Annotated in this window: 16 protein-coding genes; 9 read left to right on the top strand and 7 right to left on the bottom strand. The window is 41.2% G+C overall.

Annotated elements, in window-relative coordinates; genetic code table 11:
* Nucleotides 1–120 precede the first annotated feature (120 nt).
* The 6 genes from B4U84_RS16240 (at nucleotide 121) to hypB (ending at nucleotide 5,160) form a co-directional block, all read left to right on the top strand.
* Nucleotides 121–375 (top strand): HypC/HybG/HupF family hydrogenase formation chaperone, encoded by a 255-nt coding sequence (locus B4U84_RS16240; protein ID WP_131119450.1) that lies wholly within the window; start codon nucleotides 121–123, stop codon nucleotides 373–375.
* Nucleotides 376–422: 47 nt separating this feature from the next.
* The gene (gene hypD / locus B4U84_RS16235; RefSeq protein ID WP_131119448.1) at nucleotides 423–1,550 is read left to right on the top strand and encodes a hydrogenase formation protein HypD; all 1,128 of its coding nucleotides are present in this window, start codon (nucleotides 423–425) and stop codon (nucleotides 1,548–1,550) included.
* A gap of 9 nt (nucleotides 1,551–1,559) precedes the next feature.
* Nucleotides 1,560–2,333 carry an SDR family NAD(P)-dependent oxidoreductase gene (locus B4U84_RS16230; RefSeq protein ID WP_017310141.1) on the top strand — a complete coding sequence of 258 codons (774 nt, stop codon included), beginning with the start codon at nucleotides 1,560–1,562 and terminating at the stop codon, nucleotides 2,331–2,333.
* Nucleotides 2,334–2,603: 270 nt separating this feature from the next.
* Entirely contained in the window at nucleotides 2,604–3,686 is a 1,083-nt protein-coding gene (gene hypE / locus B4U84_RS16225) for a hydrogenase expression/formation protein HypE (protein WP_131119446.1), read from the top strand.
* 254 nt (nucleotides 3,687–3,940) lie between these two features.
* Nucleotides 3,941–4,282 carry a hydrogenase maturation nickel metallochaperone HypA gene (gene hypA / locus B4U84_RS16220; RefSeq protein WP_026081851.1) on the top strand — a complete coding sequence of 114 codons (342 nt, stop codon included), beginning with the start codon at nucleotides 3,941–3,943 and terminating at the stop codon, nucleotides 4,280–4,282.
* Nucleotides 4,273–5,160, top strand: a complete 888-nt coding sequence (gene hypB / locus B4U84_RS16215; protein ID WP_131119444.1) for a hydrogenase nickel incorporation protein HypB — start codon at nucleotides 4,273–4,275, stop codon at nucleotides 5,158–5,160. Before hypA ends, hypB begins: the two co-directional genes overlap by 10 nt.
* Nucleotides 5,161–5,203: 43 nt before the next feature.
* Here the strand turns inward: hypB and B4U84_RS16210 are convergent, their stop codons facing one another.
* Nucleotides 5,204–6,412 (bottom strand): site-2 protease family protein, encoded by a 1,209-nt coding sequence (locus B4U84_RS16210; protein WP_131119442.1) that lies wholly within the window; start codon nucleotides 6,410–6,412, stop codon nucleotides 5,204–5,206.
* Between the two features lie 338 nt (nucleotides 6,413–6,750).
* Nucleotides 6,751–7,314 (bottom strand): zinc ribbon domain-containing protein, encoded by a 564-nt coding sequence (locus B4U84_RS16205; protein ID WP_020479984.1) that lies wholly within the window; start codon nucleotides 7,312–7,314, stop codon nucleotides 6,751–6,753.
* A 96-nt stretch (nucleotides 7,315–7,410) separates the two neighbouring features.
* Here B4U84_RS16205 and B4U84_RS16200 point away from each other — a divergent pair, with 96 nt between their 5' ends.
* Nucleotides 7,411–8,721 (top strand): IS701 family transposase, encoded by a 1,311-nt coding sequence (locus B4U84_RS16200; RefSeq protein ID WP_131119076.1) that lies wholly within the window; start codon nucleotides 7,411–7,413, stop codon nucleotides 8,719–8,721.
* On the opposite strand, the gene B4U84_RS16195 is transcribed toward B4U84_RS16200, so the two are convergent.
* From B4U84_RS16195 to plsX, 4 genes are all read right to left on the bottom strand, one after another.
* Nucleotides 8,662–8,925, bottom strand: a complete 264-nt coding sequence (locus B4U84_RS16195) for a Uma2 family endonuclease (protein ID WP_278248353.1) — start codon at nucleotides 8,923–8,925, stop codon at nucleotides 8,662–8,664. The two genes, B4U84_RS16200 and B4U84_RS16195, sit on opposite strands and share 60 nt — an antisense overlap.
* 59 nt (nucleotides 8,926–8,984) lie before the next feature.
* Nucleotides 8,985–9,863: an ACP S-malonyltransferase gene (gene fabD, locus B4U84_RS16190; protein WP_131119440.1), complete on the bottom strand. Its 879-nt coding sequence runs from the start codon at nucleotides 9,861–9,863 to the stop codon at nucleotides 8,985–8,987.
* A 141-nt stretch (nucleotides 9,864–10,004) separates the two neighbouring features.
* A complete protein-coding gene (locus B4U84_RS16185) occupies nucleotides 10,005–10,997 on the bottom strand; it encodes a beta-ketoacyl-ACP synthase III (RefSeq protein WP_131119438.1) in 993 nt (330 codons plus the stop codon).
* Between the two features lie 113 nt (nucleotides 10,998–11,110).
* Entirely contained in the window at nucleotides 11,111–12,154 is a 1,044-nt protein-coding gene (plsX, locus tag B4U84_RS16180) for a phosphate acyltransferase PlsX (protein WP_131119436.1), read from the bottom strand.
* A 593-nt stretch (nucleotides 12,155–12,747) separates the two neighbouring features.
* Here plsX and B4U84_RS16170 point away from each other — a divergent pair.
* Complete coding sequence (locus B4U84_RS16170) at nucleotides 12,748–14,070, top strand: D-alanyl-D-alanine carboxypeptidase (RefSeq protein ID WP_131119434.1); 1,323 nt, start codon at nucleotides 12,748–12,750, stop codon at nucleotides 14,068–14,070.
* Between the two features lie 188 nt (nucleotides 14,071–14,258).
* On the opposite strand, the gene B4U84_RS16165 is transcribed toward B4U84_RS16170, so the two are convergent.
* Nucleotides 14,259–14,864, bottom strand: a complete 606-nt coding sequence (locus B4U84_RS16165; protein WP_196797861.1) for a TetR/AcrR family transcriptional regulator — start codon at nucleotides 14,862–14,864, stop codon at nucleotides 14,259–14,261.
* Nucleotides 14,865–14,941: 77 nt separating this feature from the next.
* Between B4U84_RS16165 and B4U84_RS16160 the strand changes: the two genes are divergently transcribed.
* Nucleotides 14,942–16,405 (top strand): flavin monoamine oxidase family protein, encoded by a 1,464-nt coding sequence (locus tag B4U84_RS16160; protein ID WP_242677653.1) that lies wholly within the window; start codon nucleotides 14,942–14,944, stop codon nucleotides 16,403–16,405.
* Nucleotides 16,406–16,634: the final 229 nt, after the last annotated feature.

Below are 16,634 nucleotides of genomic sequence, written 5' to 3'. Positions count from 1 at the left end.
TCCTTACTACAAACTATTAATTCACATAGTTCGTTTTTTTTAACCGTTCTACTTAATAACTATATTATATATTGCCTAAAGCTTACTATCTTTCCAATTCACTAAACAGGAAAACAAAAAATGTGTTTAGGTATCCCAGGTCAAATTATTGAAATTACAGATCAAAATAACAAACTAGCCATTGTCAATGTCGCTGGCGTAAAACGCCAAATTAACATTGCTTGTATCGTGGATGATCAACATCCTCCTGAATCATGTATTGGTGACTGGGTATTAGTTCATGTCGGTTTTGCTATGAACCGTATTAACGAAAAAGAAGCAACAGAAACTTTGCAAATACTACAAGAAATTTCCGAAATTATGGTTAAAAGTTAGGTTTAATGAATTATTACTAATATTATCTACCAAAGACTAACATTTATATGAAATATGTAGATGAATTTCGTGATTCTCAGAAAGCAAAAGCACTAGTATGGCAAATAGAAAAATTATCTTGCCTGCTAGATAAACATATTAAAATTATGGAAGTATGTGGAGGTCATACCCACTCGATTTTTAAATATGGCATTGAAGCAGTCCTACCCAAGGCAATAGAATTAATTCATGGGCCTGGTTGTCCGGTGTGTGTTATGCCAAAAGGTAGGTTAGATGATGCGATCGCGATCGCCCAAAATCCTCATGTCATCTTTACTACCTTTGGCGATGCAATGCGGGTTCCTGGTTCGCAAACAAGTCTGCTACAAGCGAAAGCTACAGGTGCAGATATCCGCATGGTTTACTCACCCTTAGATAGCCTCAAAATTGCTAAAGAAAACCCCAACAAAGAAGTTGTATTTTTTGCGTTAGGTTTTGAAACTACAGCCCCTAGTACTGCTTTTACTATCCTCCAAGCAGCAGCAGAAAATATTAATAACTTCAGCATGTTTTGTAATCATGTCCTCGTGATTCCTGCTTTACAATCCTTGTTAGATAATCCCGATTTACAACTCGATGGATTTGTCGGGCCTGGTCATGTCAGTATGGTAATTGGTACTGAACCTTATGAGTTTATTTCTCAACATTATCACAAGCCAATTGTCATTTCTGGATTTGAACCTTTAGATATTCTCCAATCAGTTTTGATGCTGGTACAACAGTTAATCGAAAATCGCTGTGAAGTGGAAAATCAATATCGCCGATTAGTAGAAAATAAGGGTAATCAATTAGCGCTTATTGCTATGAATACGGTGTTTGAAACACGAGAAAATTTTGAGTGGCGTGGTTTGGGTGAGATACCCTATTCTGGGTTAAAAATTCGTTCAGAATATGCTCAGTTTGATGCAGAATTGAAGTTTACTATTCCTAATTTCAAAGTAGCAGATCACAAGGCTTGTCAGTGTGGAGAAATTCTCAAAGGTGTAATGAAGCCTTGGGAATGTAAGGTATTTGGTACTGCTTGTACTCCAGAAACACCAATAGGAACTTGTATGGTTTCTTCAGAAGGTGCGTGTGCAGCTTATTACAAATATGGTCGTATTTCTGTGTTTGGGAAAGAAGGAGTAGGGATTTAGTAATAAAATATGCAAAAAAATCTATTTGATTTGTCTGAAAAAGTAGCAATTGTCACTGGTTCTGGACGGGGTTTAGGAAAAGTGATGGCTGTGGGTTTGGCTGAATTGGGTGTGAAAGTGATTGTTGGCGATCGCAATTTTGAGGAAGCGAAACAAACCGCCCAAACTATCACAGCTTTTGGAGGAGTTGCAAGCGCAACTTTTGTTGATATTTCTGAGAGTGATAGTTGTAATGATTTAATTCAGTTTGCGGTTAATGAGTTTGGACAAGTTAATATTTTGGTGAATAATGCTGGAATTGATATTATTAAACCCGCAGAAGCAGTTTCTGAATCGGAATGGGATGAAATTTTGAATGTGAATTTGAAGGGACATTTTCACTGTTCACAATTTGCTGCTGTCCAGATGATGAAGCAAAAAACAGGTGGTTCAATTATTAATATTTCCTCAATTGCTTCTGTTGTGGGTATTCCTGGGTTAGTTGCTTATAGTGCTGCGAAGGGTGGAATTAACCAACTGACACGTGTAATGGCCGTAGAATGGGCCTCGAAAAATATTCGAGTGAATGCGATCGCGCCTGGTTATTTTGAAAATATCATGCTCGGTGCAAATGCAGAGCATGAAAAGCTCGAAAAGCAAAAACAAATTATCACCTTTACACCAATGGCGCGTCGTGGAAAACCAGAAGAATTAATTGGGCCATTAGTTTTTCTAGCTTCCGATGCATCTTCTTATATTACTGGTGCTGTTTTATTTGTAGATGGTGGATACACAGCAGCTTGAAGAAAGAGGACAAGGGAGACACGGGAGAGGGGGGAGATAAGGGAAAAGAAATCGCCTTAAAGCTTGAACTTTGAGGTTTCAAACGAGAACTTCAAGATTTAACTCTTACCTGACTATAGCAATCCTAAATCATTCGTGAGAGGCAAGATCCCCGACAACTCATGCGAAGTCGGGGATCTGGGATTCCGTATTTTCTCACAACTCAATTAGGATTGCTATATTAACCAATGACCATTGTACAGACGCAATTCATCGCGTCTCAAATGACCAATGACAAACGCTAATTCCTTATTTCAAAAAATTGAATCAGTTCGTCGTCGCACCAAAGTCCAGGATACTCACATCACTCTCGCACATGGTAGTGGTGGGAAAGCAATGCGCGATTTAATCGATGATGTTTTTGTCAGTAAGTTTGATAATCCGATTCTTTCACAATTAGAAGACCAAGCAACTTTTGATTTAGCAAGTCTCATTCAACAAGGAAATAAACTCGCTTTTACAACTGATTCTTATGTAGTCGATCCTTTGTTTTTTCCTGGAAGTAACATCGGAGAATTAGCCGTTAATGGTACTATCAATGATTTAGCGGTAAGTGGTGCTAAACCTTTATATCTTAGCTGTAGCGTCATTTTAGAAGAAGGCTTATCAATAGAAACATTACGCCGTGTTGTTACTAGTATGAAAATTGCAGCCAATAAAACTGGCGTACAAATTGTCACTGGTGACACCAAAGTTGTGCATCGTGGCGCCGCTGATAAATTATTTATTAATACAACAGGTATTGGTGTAATTCGTGCAGATGTTTCTATTTCTGCCCATAATATTCAACCTGGAGATGTAGTCATAATTAATGGTGAAATAGGTAATCATGGTACAGCCATTCTCATCGCCCGTGGAGAATTAGCATTAGAAACGAATATAGAAAGTGACTGTCAGCCATTACATGATTTAGTCAAAACTATCCTTGATGTTTGTCCCGAAATTCATGCAATGCGGGATGCTACACGCGGTGGTTTAGCTACTGTATTAAATGAATTTGCTCTCAGTTCAAATGTCGCAATTCGCCTTGATGAACAATCAATTCCAATTCGAGAAGAAGTCAAAGGAGTTTGCGAAATCTTAGGTTTAGATCCGTTGTATTTAGCGAATGAAGGAAAATTAGTTGTAGTAGTCAAAAACGAACATGCTGACACAGTTTTATCAGCCATGAAATCCCACCCAGCCGGAAAAGATGCTTGTATAATCGCGGAAGTAATTTCCTCACCCGCAGGAATTGTTTTATTAAAAACTCTCTTTGGTACTGAACGAATTGTTGATATGCTTGTCGGCGAGCAACTCCCACGTATTTGTTAATAATATTTATGTTATGTAGGGTGCGTTAGGCGCTCAAATCATGTTTTTCATGAAAAACGATATTAAATTAGGCGCCTAACACACCCTACAGTGGTTTTCTTTTTACTTTCTTATATCTTTCTTTGCGTACTATTCTACGAGAAGCCGAAGGAGGTGCGTCTACGCGTCTACCCTCCGGGAAGGACTTTGTCGAACGCGGTTTGTTAATCAAAAAAATTCACAACTCACAATTAAAAACTTTAAGCAAACTCAAAATGCACGAATTAGGAATTACCCAAAATATCGTAGCAATTGTATCCGAACATGCCCACGGCTCAAAAGTAAAACGAGTACTATTAGAAATAGGCAAACTTTCAGCTATCATGCCAGATGCAATCCGATTTTGTTTTGATATTTGTTCCCAAGGAACAGTTTTAGAAGGAGCAAAATTAGAAATTTTAGAAATAGCAGGCTTAGGTAAATGTCGCCAATGTGATGCCGAAATTGCTCTAGAACAACTCTTTGGTGAATGTAAATGTGGTAGTAAACATATAGATTTAATCGCTGGTCAAGAACTGAAAATTAAAGAAATTGAAATTGAGGAAGTATGTGTGTAACTTGCGGTTGTTCAGATGATGATGACGCCAAAATCTCTAATTTGGAAACAGGTACAGTCACGTCAATTGATATCAACGGACATAACCATCATCATGATCATCACACCCACACTTTACCCGATGGCACTGTCATTACTCATTCTCACAGTCACGATCATTCTCACCAAACAGCATCACATATTCATGCCAAAATCCATAGCACAACAATATCATTAGAACAAGATATTTTAGCTAAAAATAACTTAATTGCAGCCCAAAATCGGGGATGGTTTAAAGGCAGAAATATCCTCGCATTAAATCTTATGAGTTCTCCCGGTGCTGGTAAAACTACCCTCTTAACTCGTACTATCAATGATTTAAAAACACAGTTAAATATTAGTGTGATAGAAGGTGATCAAGAAACTATAAATGATGCTAAAAAAATTCAAGAAACAGGCTGTAAAGTCGTTCAAATCAACACAGGTACAGGCTGTCATCTTGATGCAGCCATGATCGAAAAAGGACTGCAACAACTTAATCCATCACTAGATTCAGTTGTGATGATTGAGAACGTTGGTAATTTGGTTTGTCCAGCTTTATTTGATTTAGGAGAAAACCTCAAAGTCGTAATTCTCTCTGTGACAGAAGGAGAAGATAAACCAATTAAATATCCTCACATGTTCCGCGCTAGTGAAGTTATGCTTCTCACTAAAATTGATTTGCTGCCTTACGTGCAATTTGATGTGCAAAAATGTATAGAATATGCCCAGCAGGTCAATCCCCAGATTCAGATTTTTCAAGTTTCAGCATTCACCGGAATTGGGCTAGAAAATTGGTATAAATGGCTAACTCAAAATAGGGAACTCTTAACTCTTAACAGAGAATACTTATCTAACTGATAACTGTACAGACGCGATGTTCCTCGCGTCTCTAGCTAACTGATCACTGTGAATTCGTGGTTGATTTTGCGATCGCCTGTAATTGTAAACCCTGTGGATAACTTCCTTCTTCTTTAATTCGCTTAATCTCAGCATCAGTGATCCGCAAACCTAGATTTTGCGCCAGTATTCGGACAATATCCCCTCGGTCAACGATACCCGCAACAGCACCCGCAGGGGAAAGCACGGTAACGCGGGGTAAATGTTCGTTTTCCAGCTTGTTAATAATTTCCGCAATACTAGTTGACTCTTCAACTGTGGGAATTTCTGTCAAGGGATGCACGATCGCATTCACAGTTTTGGTTTCCCATTCACTTCTTTCTACTGTTCGCAAGTCATCAATAGCAACCATACCCCGATAACGTCCATCGGATTCAGCAAAATAAACCTGTACAGGAGTTGTTTCTAATAAATATAAATCGGCGAATGAACGTAAAGTCTGGTTAGCATCGACTATGCGAAAATCGCGAGTCATGGCGTCACTAGCTTTTACTTTTAACAATGTTTCTTGTAAAATCGTGATGCGATCATAAGTCGTGGCGTTGCGGATACCAAACCAACCCAACAAAGCAATCCACAAACCCGTAACTAGTTCACCTGTAAAATAGTCTACTGCCAAGCCCAGAGCGATCGCAGCATAACCTAAAATTTGTCCTGTTTTTGCTGCCCAGTGTACAGCTTGAAAACGATTACCTGTAGCTTTCCATACTGCTGCTTTTAACACCTGTCCCCCATCTAAAGGTAAGCCAGGAATCAAATTGAATAAGGCTAAGACTAAATTTATTCTCGCTAAATCTCCAATCATGATTCGTAGCGAGCTAGTATTAGGTAATACATCAGCAGCCAAGCGCAATAGTAAAAATAGAGCAATACTCACTGCTGGCCCAGCGATCGCCACTTGGAAGGCTTTACCGGGAGTTTTCGATTCTTCTTCAATCGCAGCAATCCCACCAAACAAAAACAAAGTAATAGAATTTACTTTAATACCTTGCGATCGCGCCACCAAGCTGTGACCCAACTCGTGTAACAACACCGAAGCAAACAGCAGTAGTGCCATAACTACTCCTGCACTCCAAGCCCAAACAGTCCCTAATTCCTGGTAAGCTACACCAAAGTTGAGGGTTGCTAACCCTAAAATCACAAACCACAAGGGATCTAAAAATAGAGGAATGCCAAATAAAGATCCTATTCGCCAATTTGTATTTGTTTGCATTTTTATTTCCTAAAATATTAAGATTGGTGAAATTAGCTCTTCGTTGCTGTATAAAAGTATTTGGTAAAGAAATGCTAGAGGGTGACAGAGACTTTTAATCCGGCGTTGCTGAATCAAGATATAAATTTATAATTCACGCTTATGTAGAGATGTCGCATTGCTACGTCTCTACAAGGATTTCGTATCGAACGACAAATATGTACACAAACATCATTCATGACCAAATTCAGTAACGCCTTTAATTTTATTATGAGCGATCGCCAAAGTGCTTAACTCAGAACATGAGGCTATACTTGTGACGTACCCGACGCTGACACTTCGTGTACAGCGCGGGCTTCTCAGAGACTCTTCTTTGAAGACATAATCTGAGCTTTAAGGGCGTGCGTCCCACGCGCCTTTATGTTTATAGCCGCGTTCAAATCCCTGCACAAACTTGTATGACAAACTGGGCAATTATGCATTCTTTGAGATAGCGGCTTTTTAACTTTGTGACCACAGTTGGAACATTCTTGACTAGTACCGTTTGGATTTACAGTTATTACCTTTAAACCAGCATTTACGGCTTTGTTTGAAAGTATAGTTACAAACTGACTATCAAAAGCTAACTCAACCTTTTTAGGGACTTCTTGCAGCACTTGGGAGTGAATCTCTTTGTACCAAGGTCTGTCAATTTTAAGTTGAACTAAAGACGCTTTTTGGTTGTAGTAATTAGGTTGCTCTTTTAATTCTGATATATGGCAAATTAACGGGCATCTATCAATAGAACAACGATTCATTTCATACCAATCAAACCTCTGAGCAAGCAAATAATTATACTGACAACGCAACATTTCCAGTGTTTTATCGATTTTTTCTGCTTGCTCTCTAGTGGGTTTAATTTTGTATTGGTATGAAGTTTTCATTTTTATCTTTTTGTTTTCGACCTTATTGAATAACCCTGTTGTGTCACTATCGCGGTAGTATAAGGATGTACAAAGCCCAGAACGAAGACACAGAGCATGGTAGAGCCTCGTCCACCCAAAGAAACCGTTAAATTTGTGGATGAATATTGTCTTTGGTATAAAAGGCTGTTTTCAGATGTCAGAAATTTTGAAGCTTTTAAGTATCTGCATATAGGATGTATTTCTGAATTAAAACGGAAAAGTCTACCTGAAATAGCGAAAATTGTCGGGCTAGATAACTATCAAGGACTGCACCATTTCTTAACTACATCATCTTGGGAAGTAGAACAGTTAAGAGCTTTGCGATTGTCACTAATTTTAGAGGTACTAAAAGGAAGACCAATCATTTTAATTATTGATGAAACCGGAGATAAAAAGAAAGGTAATAAGACAGATTATGTGAAACGCCAGTATATAGGCAATCTAGGAAAAGTAGAAAATGGAGTTGTGGCAGTCACAGCTTATGGTGTGTTCTGTGGAATGACATTCCCACTACTGTTTGAAGTATACAAACCAAGAGAAAAATTAAAGCCAGGAGATAAGTATCTTACCAAGCCTCAAATCGGGGCGATGCTAATCAGAAAACTACAGTTAATGGGTTTCAAATTCAACTTAGTGCTGGCAGATAGTTTATATGGAGAGAGCGGGACGAATTTCATATCAGTGTTAGATGAACTTGAGTTAAATTATTTAGTGGCAATTCGCTCAAATCATTCTGTAGACTTACTTAAAGGGCATTACACTCAATACTTAAAGTGGCAAAGATTTAAAAGAGTTTTCTCTGACTTAAGCAGTGAGAATCGGTTTATTCGAGAAATAATTCACGGCAAACGTGGAGAACATAGGTATTGGCAAATTACTACAGATACGGATAACTTACCTGGAAACTCTACCTGGTATGTGATGAGCAAATATCCCGACATTACACCTAGAGAGGTTGGGAATTTTTATGGGTTAAGAACATGGGTAGAATATGGTTTAAAACAAAGTAAGAATGAATTAGGTTGGGCTGATTATCGTTTTACTCGCTATGAAGATATTGAACGCTGGTGGGAGATTGTTTGTAGTGCCTACCTCATGGTTAGCCTTCATTCAGAATCTCTGCGTCCTTCTCCTCCAGATCCTCAATCAGCATTCGCTTCTCACCCCTGGTGGGATAATGGTAAAGGTTGGAAGAATATTCTCAACAATCTGCGTTTAGTTATTCAACCTTTCGTTTTATTTAACCTCATATATCCCTGGTTAACAATTTTTCCCATTCCTCAGCTTTCTTTAGGTTTTTCTAAACTTCAATCTATTGCTTATAGGCTAACTTCTCCAATTTTCACCTTCCTGGCTCACCCTGAATTCTATTTTTCCTCTGCCTAAAGTGACACAACAGGGATAAGCTAAATCTTTGTTCAAACTTGTTTTCGCTACTTCTATAATCCAGAAGATATCTTTAGGGACGGGATGACGAGCCGTGTAAGCAGACTCTGGAAGATGCACAATCGCTACATCAGGTTCGGGTTCAGAGTCAGACAGCGTTACAGGTCTATTGAAGCGAACATCAACCCTACCTGATAGTAAAATAATTCAGACAGAATTTGAAGAGAAGCGATCGCTTCTCCTAATTCTCCAAATTGCAAAAGCTAAACAGGTAACTCAGCTAAATTACGGATATTTTCTAAAACTAAATTTGAACAAGTGCGTTTAATCAAGCCAGTTAAGACGTTACCAGGGCCAATTTCCACTACTTTCTCAATTCCATTTTCTGGTAGTGCTAGTGCAATTTCTCGCCAGCGTACTCCCCCAGTCATTTGCTGGATCAGGCGTTCTTTTAAAACTTCTGCTTCTGTCGCTGGAGTTGGTTTTACATTAGATAAAACTGACACTCTTGCTTTATGGAATTCTACTGAGGCTAAGATTTCTTGAAACTCGTTTGCAGCTTCTGTCATCAAAGGTGAATGAAATGCACCAGACACTTTCAGAGGCATTGCACGTTTTGCCTTCACTTGAGATATAACTTCCTGTACCGCTGTCGGTGTGCCAGAAATTACAACTTGGGCAGGGCTGTTATCATTTGCGACAACAACATCAGGATTTTCGGCAATGACTTTTTCTAGTTTTTCTCGGTCAAAATTCATTAAAGCCGCCATCATTCCACCAACAGCACTATCCATCAGTTCGGCACGGCGTTTTACCAAGCGTAACCCCGCAGACCATTCAAACACACCAGCAACGTAAAGAGCAATATATTCTCCTAAACTGTGACCAGCAACTAAATCTGGTTGTTCTTTTTCTCGTAGGAGATCAGCCAGAATGCTTTCTACCACATATAAACAAGGCTGAGTGTAGAGAGTATGTGATAGCTTGTCGGCATCATTTTGGCAAATCTCAATTACAGACCAGCCTAGAATTTCTTCGGCTTGAGCAAACTTTTCCTTTGCTAAAGGTAGATGTATCAAATCTGTTCCCATTCCCAATGATTGGGAACCTTGTCCAGGAAATACCCATGCGGTTTTTGTCATTAGTCAACAGTCAAGTGTCAAGTGTCAAGTGTCAAGGGTCAAGTGTCAAGGGTCAAGTGTCAAGGGTCAAGGGTCAAATGTCAATTTTAAATTCTCTGTACTATTGACTATGGACTCTTGACACTGAACTTTTGACAAATGTTACCGTCCCCATTTAAAAATTGCAGCTCCCCAAGTCAGTCCAGCACCAAAACCTGATGTGGCGATGATATCATTGGGTTTGATTTTACCCTGCCGCACTGCTTCATCCAAGGCAAGGGGAATAGAAGCGGCAGAGGTGTTGCCATAGTAAGCCAGATTGCTAATAACTTTTTGTTCCGGAATATTTAAGCGCTGGGCAACAGAGTCAAGAATACGCTGATTAGCTTGATGTAATAGTAGCCAGTCTATTTCCTCAATGGTGAGGTTTGCACGAAACAAGGCTTTATCGATGACTTCTGGCACTTGTTGGACAGCAAAGCGGTAAACTTCTTTGCCGTTCATGGTTATGGGTTGGAAGTTACCTCTACCAACAACAACACCTGGGAGTAGTTCTGTAGTGTCAGGTGTATAGGGAAGGTTGAGACAATCGTTTTGAGTGCCATCGCTTCTGAGTTCAAATCCCAGTAAGCGATCGCTTTCATTTGCCTGCAATACTACTGCTCCGGCACCATCACCAAATAATACACAGGTACGTCGGTCTTCCCAGTCTACCCAACGAGAGAGAACATCTGCTCCGATGAGCAAAACATTTTGGTATACACCAGTTTTGATAAATTGGGCCGCTGTTACCAATCCAAATATAAAGCCTGAGCAGGCAGCTGTCATATCAAATGCTACTGCTCTTGTTGCTCCTAATTTGGCTTGGATTTGACAAGCACTGCCAAACAAGTCATCAGGCGTAGAGGTTGCCAGTAGAATCAGATCTAACTGTTGTGGTGTAATTCCAGCCATGGCGATCGCCTGAGTGCCGGCAGTAGTGGCAAGTTCTGTTAAAGATTCACCTGCTTTTGCCAAACGGCGTTCACGAATTCCTGTTCTTGTAGTTATCCATTCATCTGAGGTTTCAACCAGTTCTGTGAGTCTTTGATTATCCAGAAAAGTAGCTGGTACTGCTGAACCACTTCCTGTAATTGCGATTCCTACGTGTTGCACTCCGGGTTCTCCCAAGCTATTAGCATTTTGTCAATAGTCAATAGTCACTTGTCAATAGTCACTTGTCACCTGTCTTGTTTTCTGACCAATGACTAATGACTAATGACCATTGACTATTGACTGTTTTCGGGCAACAGTTGCCCGGAGGATTTACTTTGATATTTAGATTGAATTCTTTGCAGCACCTGGTGATCCACGGCTTCTTTTGCTAATCGAATGGCATTATAAATTGAAGGTGCTTGAGAACTGCCATGACCAATAATGCAAATGCCGTCTACACCTAAAAGCAAAGCACCTCCATGTTCAGCGTGATCCATCCGCTGTTTAATTCGCTTCAGGTTGGGTTTTAAAATTGCTGTACCGAGTTGACCATGCAATCCTTGGGGTAACTCTTCCCTGACAATTTGCAGCATTACTTCTCCAATTGCTTCGGCAAATTTCAGCAAGACATTGCCTACAAAGCCGTCACAGACGATCACATCAAATTGACCAGAGAGTACATCGCGTCCTTCAGCATTGCCAACAAAGGCAATCTGAGAGTTTTCCCGCAGCATTTGATGGGCGCGAACCGCTGCATCATTGCCTTTGCAGTCTTCTTCACCGATGTTCAATAAACCTATTTTCGGTTCCGGAACACCCAAGACATACTGACTATAAACCGACCCCATAACAGCAAACTGCTCTAAAAATTTTGGACGGCAGTCTACATTAGCGCCGACATCAAGTATCAGTACTTGCTTGCTAGCTATCATTGTGGGAAAAACCGCGCCAATTGCTGGGCGATCAATTCCCGGCAGTCGTCCCAAGCGGAGCAATGCTGCGGCCATTGCTGCGCCTGAGTGACCGGCAGAAATCACAGCATCTGCCTGTCCCTGCTTGACTAAATCCATCGCCACGTTAATCGAAGCCTTGGGTTTGCGTCTTACGCCGCTTAAAGGCTCCTCATCCATCGCGATCGCGTCCTCAGCCGGAACGATCTGCACCTGCCCCAAGTTGGTTTTTGGTGGCAGTACTGCTTCAATTTGTTGGGGATCACCCACCAACAAAACTTCCACACCCAACTCATCCCTAGCTCGTAGTGCGCCAGCGACGATTTCACCGGGTGCGTGATCCCCTCCCATTGCGTCAATTGCGATTCGTACGCAAGTCGATCCCATTGCTCAGAGCTTCTAGAAACCTTACAAATTTTACCAGATGCCTCTGCTGAAAGTAGTAGATTCGTGGCTACTAAATTGCATCCGTCAATTTAATACAGAAGAAAAAAGTATAAAATATCAAACCAACATCAGGATAAACCCTAGTGTTTGTATTTACTTTATCCTTCATTTTTTATCTTTCCTACTTTCAACTAAGCAACTAACAAGCCCAACATAACATGAATTACTCCCTATACATACTGAATAAATTACGTACTAGACTTATTTTTTAAGACTTTGTTGATTCATGGTTGGTTGTTAGTAGTTTGTAGCTATGCCTCATGCCCAATGTGCTACCCTTGTGTTTCCTAATAGAAAAATTACCTGATTTGAAATTGATTTTCGGAAAAACTAGAAAACAAAGTAATCTACTTTTGTTTGACATTTTATGTCTTCGTAAACTGATGGCTAATAGTCCAAGTTGCTTCACTAAGCAGGCGTTGACTTGCCAGAGGACTAGGTAATCTGTCAAAAAGAACTAAAAAGCCTAAAATAAATGCTTTACAGCCTTTTGCTTACAGTAGTATCTTTGCAGAAATTATGAGGAGTGAATCATGCTGGAGTTAATTGGTTCAGGTTTAGTTTCAATGTGGTTGGAGATGGCTGGAGTACACATCAAGCCTTTGGAACCGATAGATGTTTTGACTTTGCAAAGTAGCCCTAGCTTAATTGTTGCCCCTGACCCAAATCCAGCTGGAATCACTACAGTTCAACAGTATCTTCAAGGTCTAGCAACATCAAGACTAGTAGCGGCGAATACAGTCCAGAGTCAAGGGATTTGGATACAGTCAGGGCCAATGTTGATGGCAAATCACCAAGGTACAATTCCTTTACCTGCTGCCTCATTAACTAAGATAGCAACCTCTTTAGTTGCTTTTAAAACTTGGGGACCAAACCATAAATTTGAGACTTTAGTCAGCGCTACTGGGCCCATACAAAACGGAGTGTTAAAAGGTGATTTAGTCATTATTGGTGGTGGCGATCCTTTGTTTGTTTGGGAAGAAGCGATCGCTGTTGGTAACACTCTCAACAAAATGGGAATCAAGCGAGTGACAGGTAATTTAGTGATTACTGGTTATTTCGCCATGAATTTCCAACGAGATCCACTGTTAGCAGGACAGTTACTTAAGCAAGCATTTAATCACACCAGTTGGACTCGTGGGATTACTTTTCAATACTCGCGAATGGCTAAAGGCACACCTAAACCACAAGTTGCGATCGCAGGTACTGTGAAAGTGCAAGCCCAACCAAACCCACAACAAACTTTACTCGTGCGTCATTACTCTTTGCCTTTAAAGCAAATTATTAAGGAGATGAATGTTTTCAGCAACAATGACATCGCACAAATGCTAGCAGATTTGGTGGGGGGTCATTTTGTTGTCCAGTCAACAGCAGCCCAATTAGCCAGGGTTCCAGCATCAGAAATTCAGTTAATCAATGGTTCCGGCTTAGGTGTTGAAAATCGCATTTCCCCTAGAGCCGCTTGTGCAATGTTCATGGCACTTCAACAAGAAGCACTCACACACGGCTTAAATTTAGCAGACTTATTTCCTACCTCTGGGTTCGATCACCGAGGAACGCTGCACGCCCGACACATTCCTGTTGCTACTGTGATTAAAACTGGTACTCTTAACGAAGTGAGTGCTTTAGCGGGAGTCATGCCTACACGCGATCGCGGTTTGGTTTGGTTCGCGATCATTAACCGTGGCCCCTATGTACCCACATTCCGTTCTGAACAAGATAAGTTTCTCCAACATCTGATCAAGCAACTGCAAATAACTGAAAGCGTTCCTAGTGTTCTTACGCCTCATTTAGGTATTAATTATGTACCAAAACTAGGTGCAGCTAATCGTAATGAGATTTTGTTTAGAGGTTAGTCAACTATAGACTACCGAGCAAGAGTTCCTCGGTAGTGCTAAGAATTGATCGCAAAAGGTCTTGCGTGACGTTGATCCCCTGCTCCGTCCCATTGCAGTAAGACAAGTGAACTAGGGTTGCCAGAAACATATAAGCAAAGATTCCCTTTAGCATCGATTGTTCCTGTTCATTCTTCAACATGGTTTTCCTAGCTTAAGTACTGTTGAAGATAGCTCAGAGTCAGAAGCTTGGTTTCTAACACAAGCTCTTGACGAAATTCCTGATCCCGGCTGAGAGACAACCATAAAAGCTCAGTAATCGTTTTGGTGATCACCAGCGCAATGCGTTCACATTTAGTCAGCGGCAAACTGGGTTGACGAACATGGAAGAACCTTGCTAGTTCACCTACGACTTGATACTCCACTTCATCAATTTTCTCGATCGCAGACCAAGTAATCGTATCCAGCAATTGCTCAAAGATTGCACGAGAGCCAGGATAGTCGGTATAAAACTGATCGAAGACATCAATCATCTGATCGACATAACTCGGCAGCGGCAGCGTGAGTGACTGTTCTATGTGCAGATCGAGAAACCTTTGATACTGAGTCTGTAGATAGCGAACTGCTAACGCCTTGAGAATTGCTTCTTTGTCAGGAAAAAACTGGTAAAGCGACCCCACTGACACTTCTGCACGAGCCGCGATCGCTCTAGTCGTGGTTGCCTCGTATCCAATTTCCAAAAACATTTGTTCTGCAACATCCAAGATTTGCTTCACTCGCTCCTGGCTGCGGGCTTGCTGAGGCTGCCGCCGCATTTTATTGGATTTTGGGGAGCGTGAGGAATGAGGTTGAGACATTGGCTTTGGTTTCTGAGCTTGACAAAACGTGAAAATTGTTCATATTATCAATATATGAACGGTGTTCATATTTTACCTCCATCCAAGCAAATTTTTGTCCCATGAGAACGCTAGATAGGCTGCTGTCTTTACCGTTTGAAATTCCGTTTCTGAGGAGAACCAGTCAATCAGCGACTGTCCAAGTTTCTCCCCACCAAACCCATTTCGATACCCTTGTGATCGGTGCGGGTGCAGCAGGATTAGCCGCCGCTCGAACGTTGCAGACTGCCAAACGGTCGGTTCTGATTCTTGAGGCTCGTGAACGCTTGGGTGGAAGAGTTCATACAAACTATGACTTTGCACCCCATCCGATTGAGTACGGTGCGGAGTACATCCAAGGCGAAAAGGTGTTGACTTGGAAATGGGTGCGACGATACTGGATGCAAACCATTCCGACGTTTGCTAGAGATGATCGCCTGTTCATGTATGTCAATCAAAAACTACTCTCCTTCAACCAATGGTCTTCGCTGCCTGGAATAAAATTTCTCGATTTCCGGTCGTTGAAGAACAATACCCTCTACCAGTTATTGACCGATTGGATTCAGTCTGGAAAGCCTGACCTTTCTTTAGCGCAGTTTCTCTCTACACATCAGATCGCTTTACCACCTGAGATTTATAGCATTGCCGATCATTACGTCAGTGCAAGCGCTGCGATCAACCTTGATCAACTCGGCGTTTACGGAATGATGGAATTAACCTATGGAGATGGCGATCGCTTTTTCCGGCTTAAAGATGGCTACACTCGCTTGTTTGAAAAATTTGCCGCAGGCTTGAATATTCGATATCAAACACCTGTCACCCAAATTCGCTGGAATGCAGCAAGAGTTGAGGTTCAAACGGAAGCTGGCACAACTTACACGGCAAAACAAGTTGTGATCACACTTCCGCTTGCCTTGCTTCAGCAAAATGCAGTGGCATTTGAACCAGAATTACCTGATTCCAAACTGAGCGCGATTCACGGACTCGGTTCAGGTTCGATCACCAAGCTCATTTTGAAATTTGATTGCCCATTCTGGGAGCGAAAACAGGAAATTTTTCTGACGACTCTCGATACTCAGATGTGGTGGCGACCGGGCTGGGGACAGCAGAATGAGCAAGCAATTTTAACAGCGTACACGGGAGCGAAGGGTGCAGAAAAACTCGGTTCACTTGGGAAAAAAGGAGCAATCCAGTCAGCATTAAATGATCTAGAAAAGATGTTTGGAGTTGAACTTGGAGATCGATTACGCGATGCAATGTTTGTGAATTGGCAAGCTGATCCCTATTCACGCATGGCTTACTCCTACGTGCCCGTCAATGGTGCAGGATTGCGATCGCAGCTTGCCCAGCCGCTTGATCAGGTTCTTTTCTTTGCAGGAGAAGCGACTCACCCGACCCGCGCATCGCTCGTTCACGGTGCTTTGGAGAGTGGAATCCGTGCGGCTCACGAAATTCTGTCAAAGTCCAATCGAACAACTTGAAGCATTCGCCCTACCGATGTTTAAGCGGCACAACTAAATACTAGCTGGTTTTTCCTGATTCGACTTGGTGTCTTAGTGTCTTGGTGGTTAAATAAAATTTATTTTTTCACCACATAGACGCGCTAGCGGCTACTTGCAGAAGTCGCTACGCGCCTACCCGCAGGGTAGACACCAAGGCACGAAGAAAACTTATTTTTTAGGATTACATCACCAAATAACTAACGCACTA

Origin of the sequence: Westiellopsis prolifica IICB1 (genome assembly GCF_004323185.1) — a bacterium.
GTDB classification, from domain to species: Bacteria; Cyanobacteriota; Cyanobacteriia; order Cyanobacteriales; family Nostocaceae; genus Pelatocladus; species Pelatocladus prolificus_A.
The sequence above is the reverse complement of the archived record's forward strand: the minus strand, read 5'-3'. Positions and strand labels throughout refer to the sequence as shown.

Excerpts from the sequence above, each read along its gene's own strand:
- hypD (WP_131119448.1), top strand. The coding sequence starts at position 423 with ATGAAATATGTAGATGAATTTCGTGATTCTCAGAAAGCAAAAGCACTA.
- hypA (WP_026081851.1), top strand. The coding sequence starts at position 3,941 with ATGCACGAATTAGGAATTACCCAAAATATCGTAGCAATTGTATCCGAA.
- plsX (WP_131119436.1), bottom strand. The coding sequence starts at position 12,154 with ATGGGATCGACTTGCGTACGAATCGCAATTGACGCAATGGGAGGGGAT.
- B4U84_RS16205 (WP_020479984.1), bottom strand. The coding sequence starts at position 7,314 with ATGAAAACTTCATACCAATACAAAATTAAACCCACTAGAGAGCAAGCA.
- B4U84_RS16240 (WP_131119450.1), top strand. The coding sequence starts at position 121 with ATGTGTTTAGGTATCCCAGGTCAAATTATTGAAATTACAGATCAAAAT.
- B4U84_RS16170 (WP_131119434.1), top strand. The coding sequence starts at position 12,748 with ATGCTGGAGTTAATTGGTTCAGGTTTAGTTTCAATGTGGTTGGAGATG.
- fabD (WP_131119440.1), bottom strand. The coding sequence starts at position 9,863 with ATGACAAAAACCGCATGGGTATTTCCTGGACAAGGTTCCCAATCATTG.
- B4U84_RS16230 (WP_017310141.1), top strand. The coding sequence starts at position 1,560 with ATGCAAAAAAATCTATTTGATTTGTCTGAAAAAGTAGCAATTGTCACT.
- B4U84_RS16200 (WP_131119076.1), top strand. The coding sequence starts at position 7,411 with ATGGTAGAGCCTCGTCCACCCAAAGAAACCGTTAAATTTGTGGATGAA.
- hypE (WP_131119446.1), top strand. The coding sequence starts at position 2,604 with ATGACAAACGCTAATTCCTTATTTCAAAAAATTGAATCAGTTCGTCGT.
- B4U84_RS16165 (WP_196797861.1), bottom strand. The coding sequence starts at position 14,864 with ATGCGGCGGCAGCCTCAGCAAGCCCGCAGCCAGGAGCGAGTGAAGCAA.
- hypB (WP_131119444.1), top strand. The coding sequence starts at position 4,273 with ATGTGTGTAACTTGCGGTTGTTCAGATGATGATGACGCCAAAATCTCT.
- B4U84_RS16210 (WP_131119442.1), bottom strand. The coding sequence starts at position 6,412 with ATGCAAACAAATACAAATTGGCGAATAGGATCTTTATTTGGCATTCCT.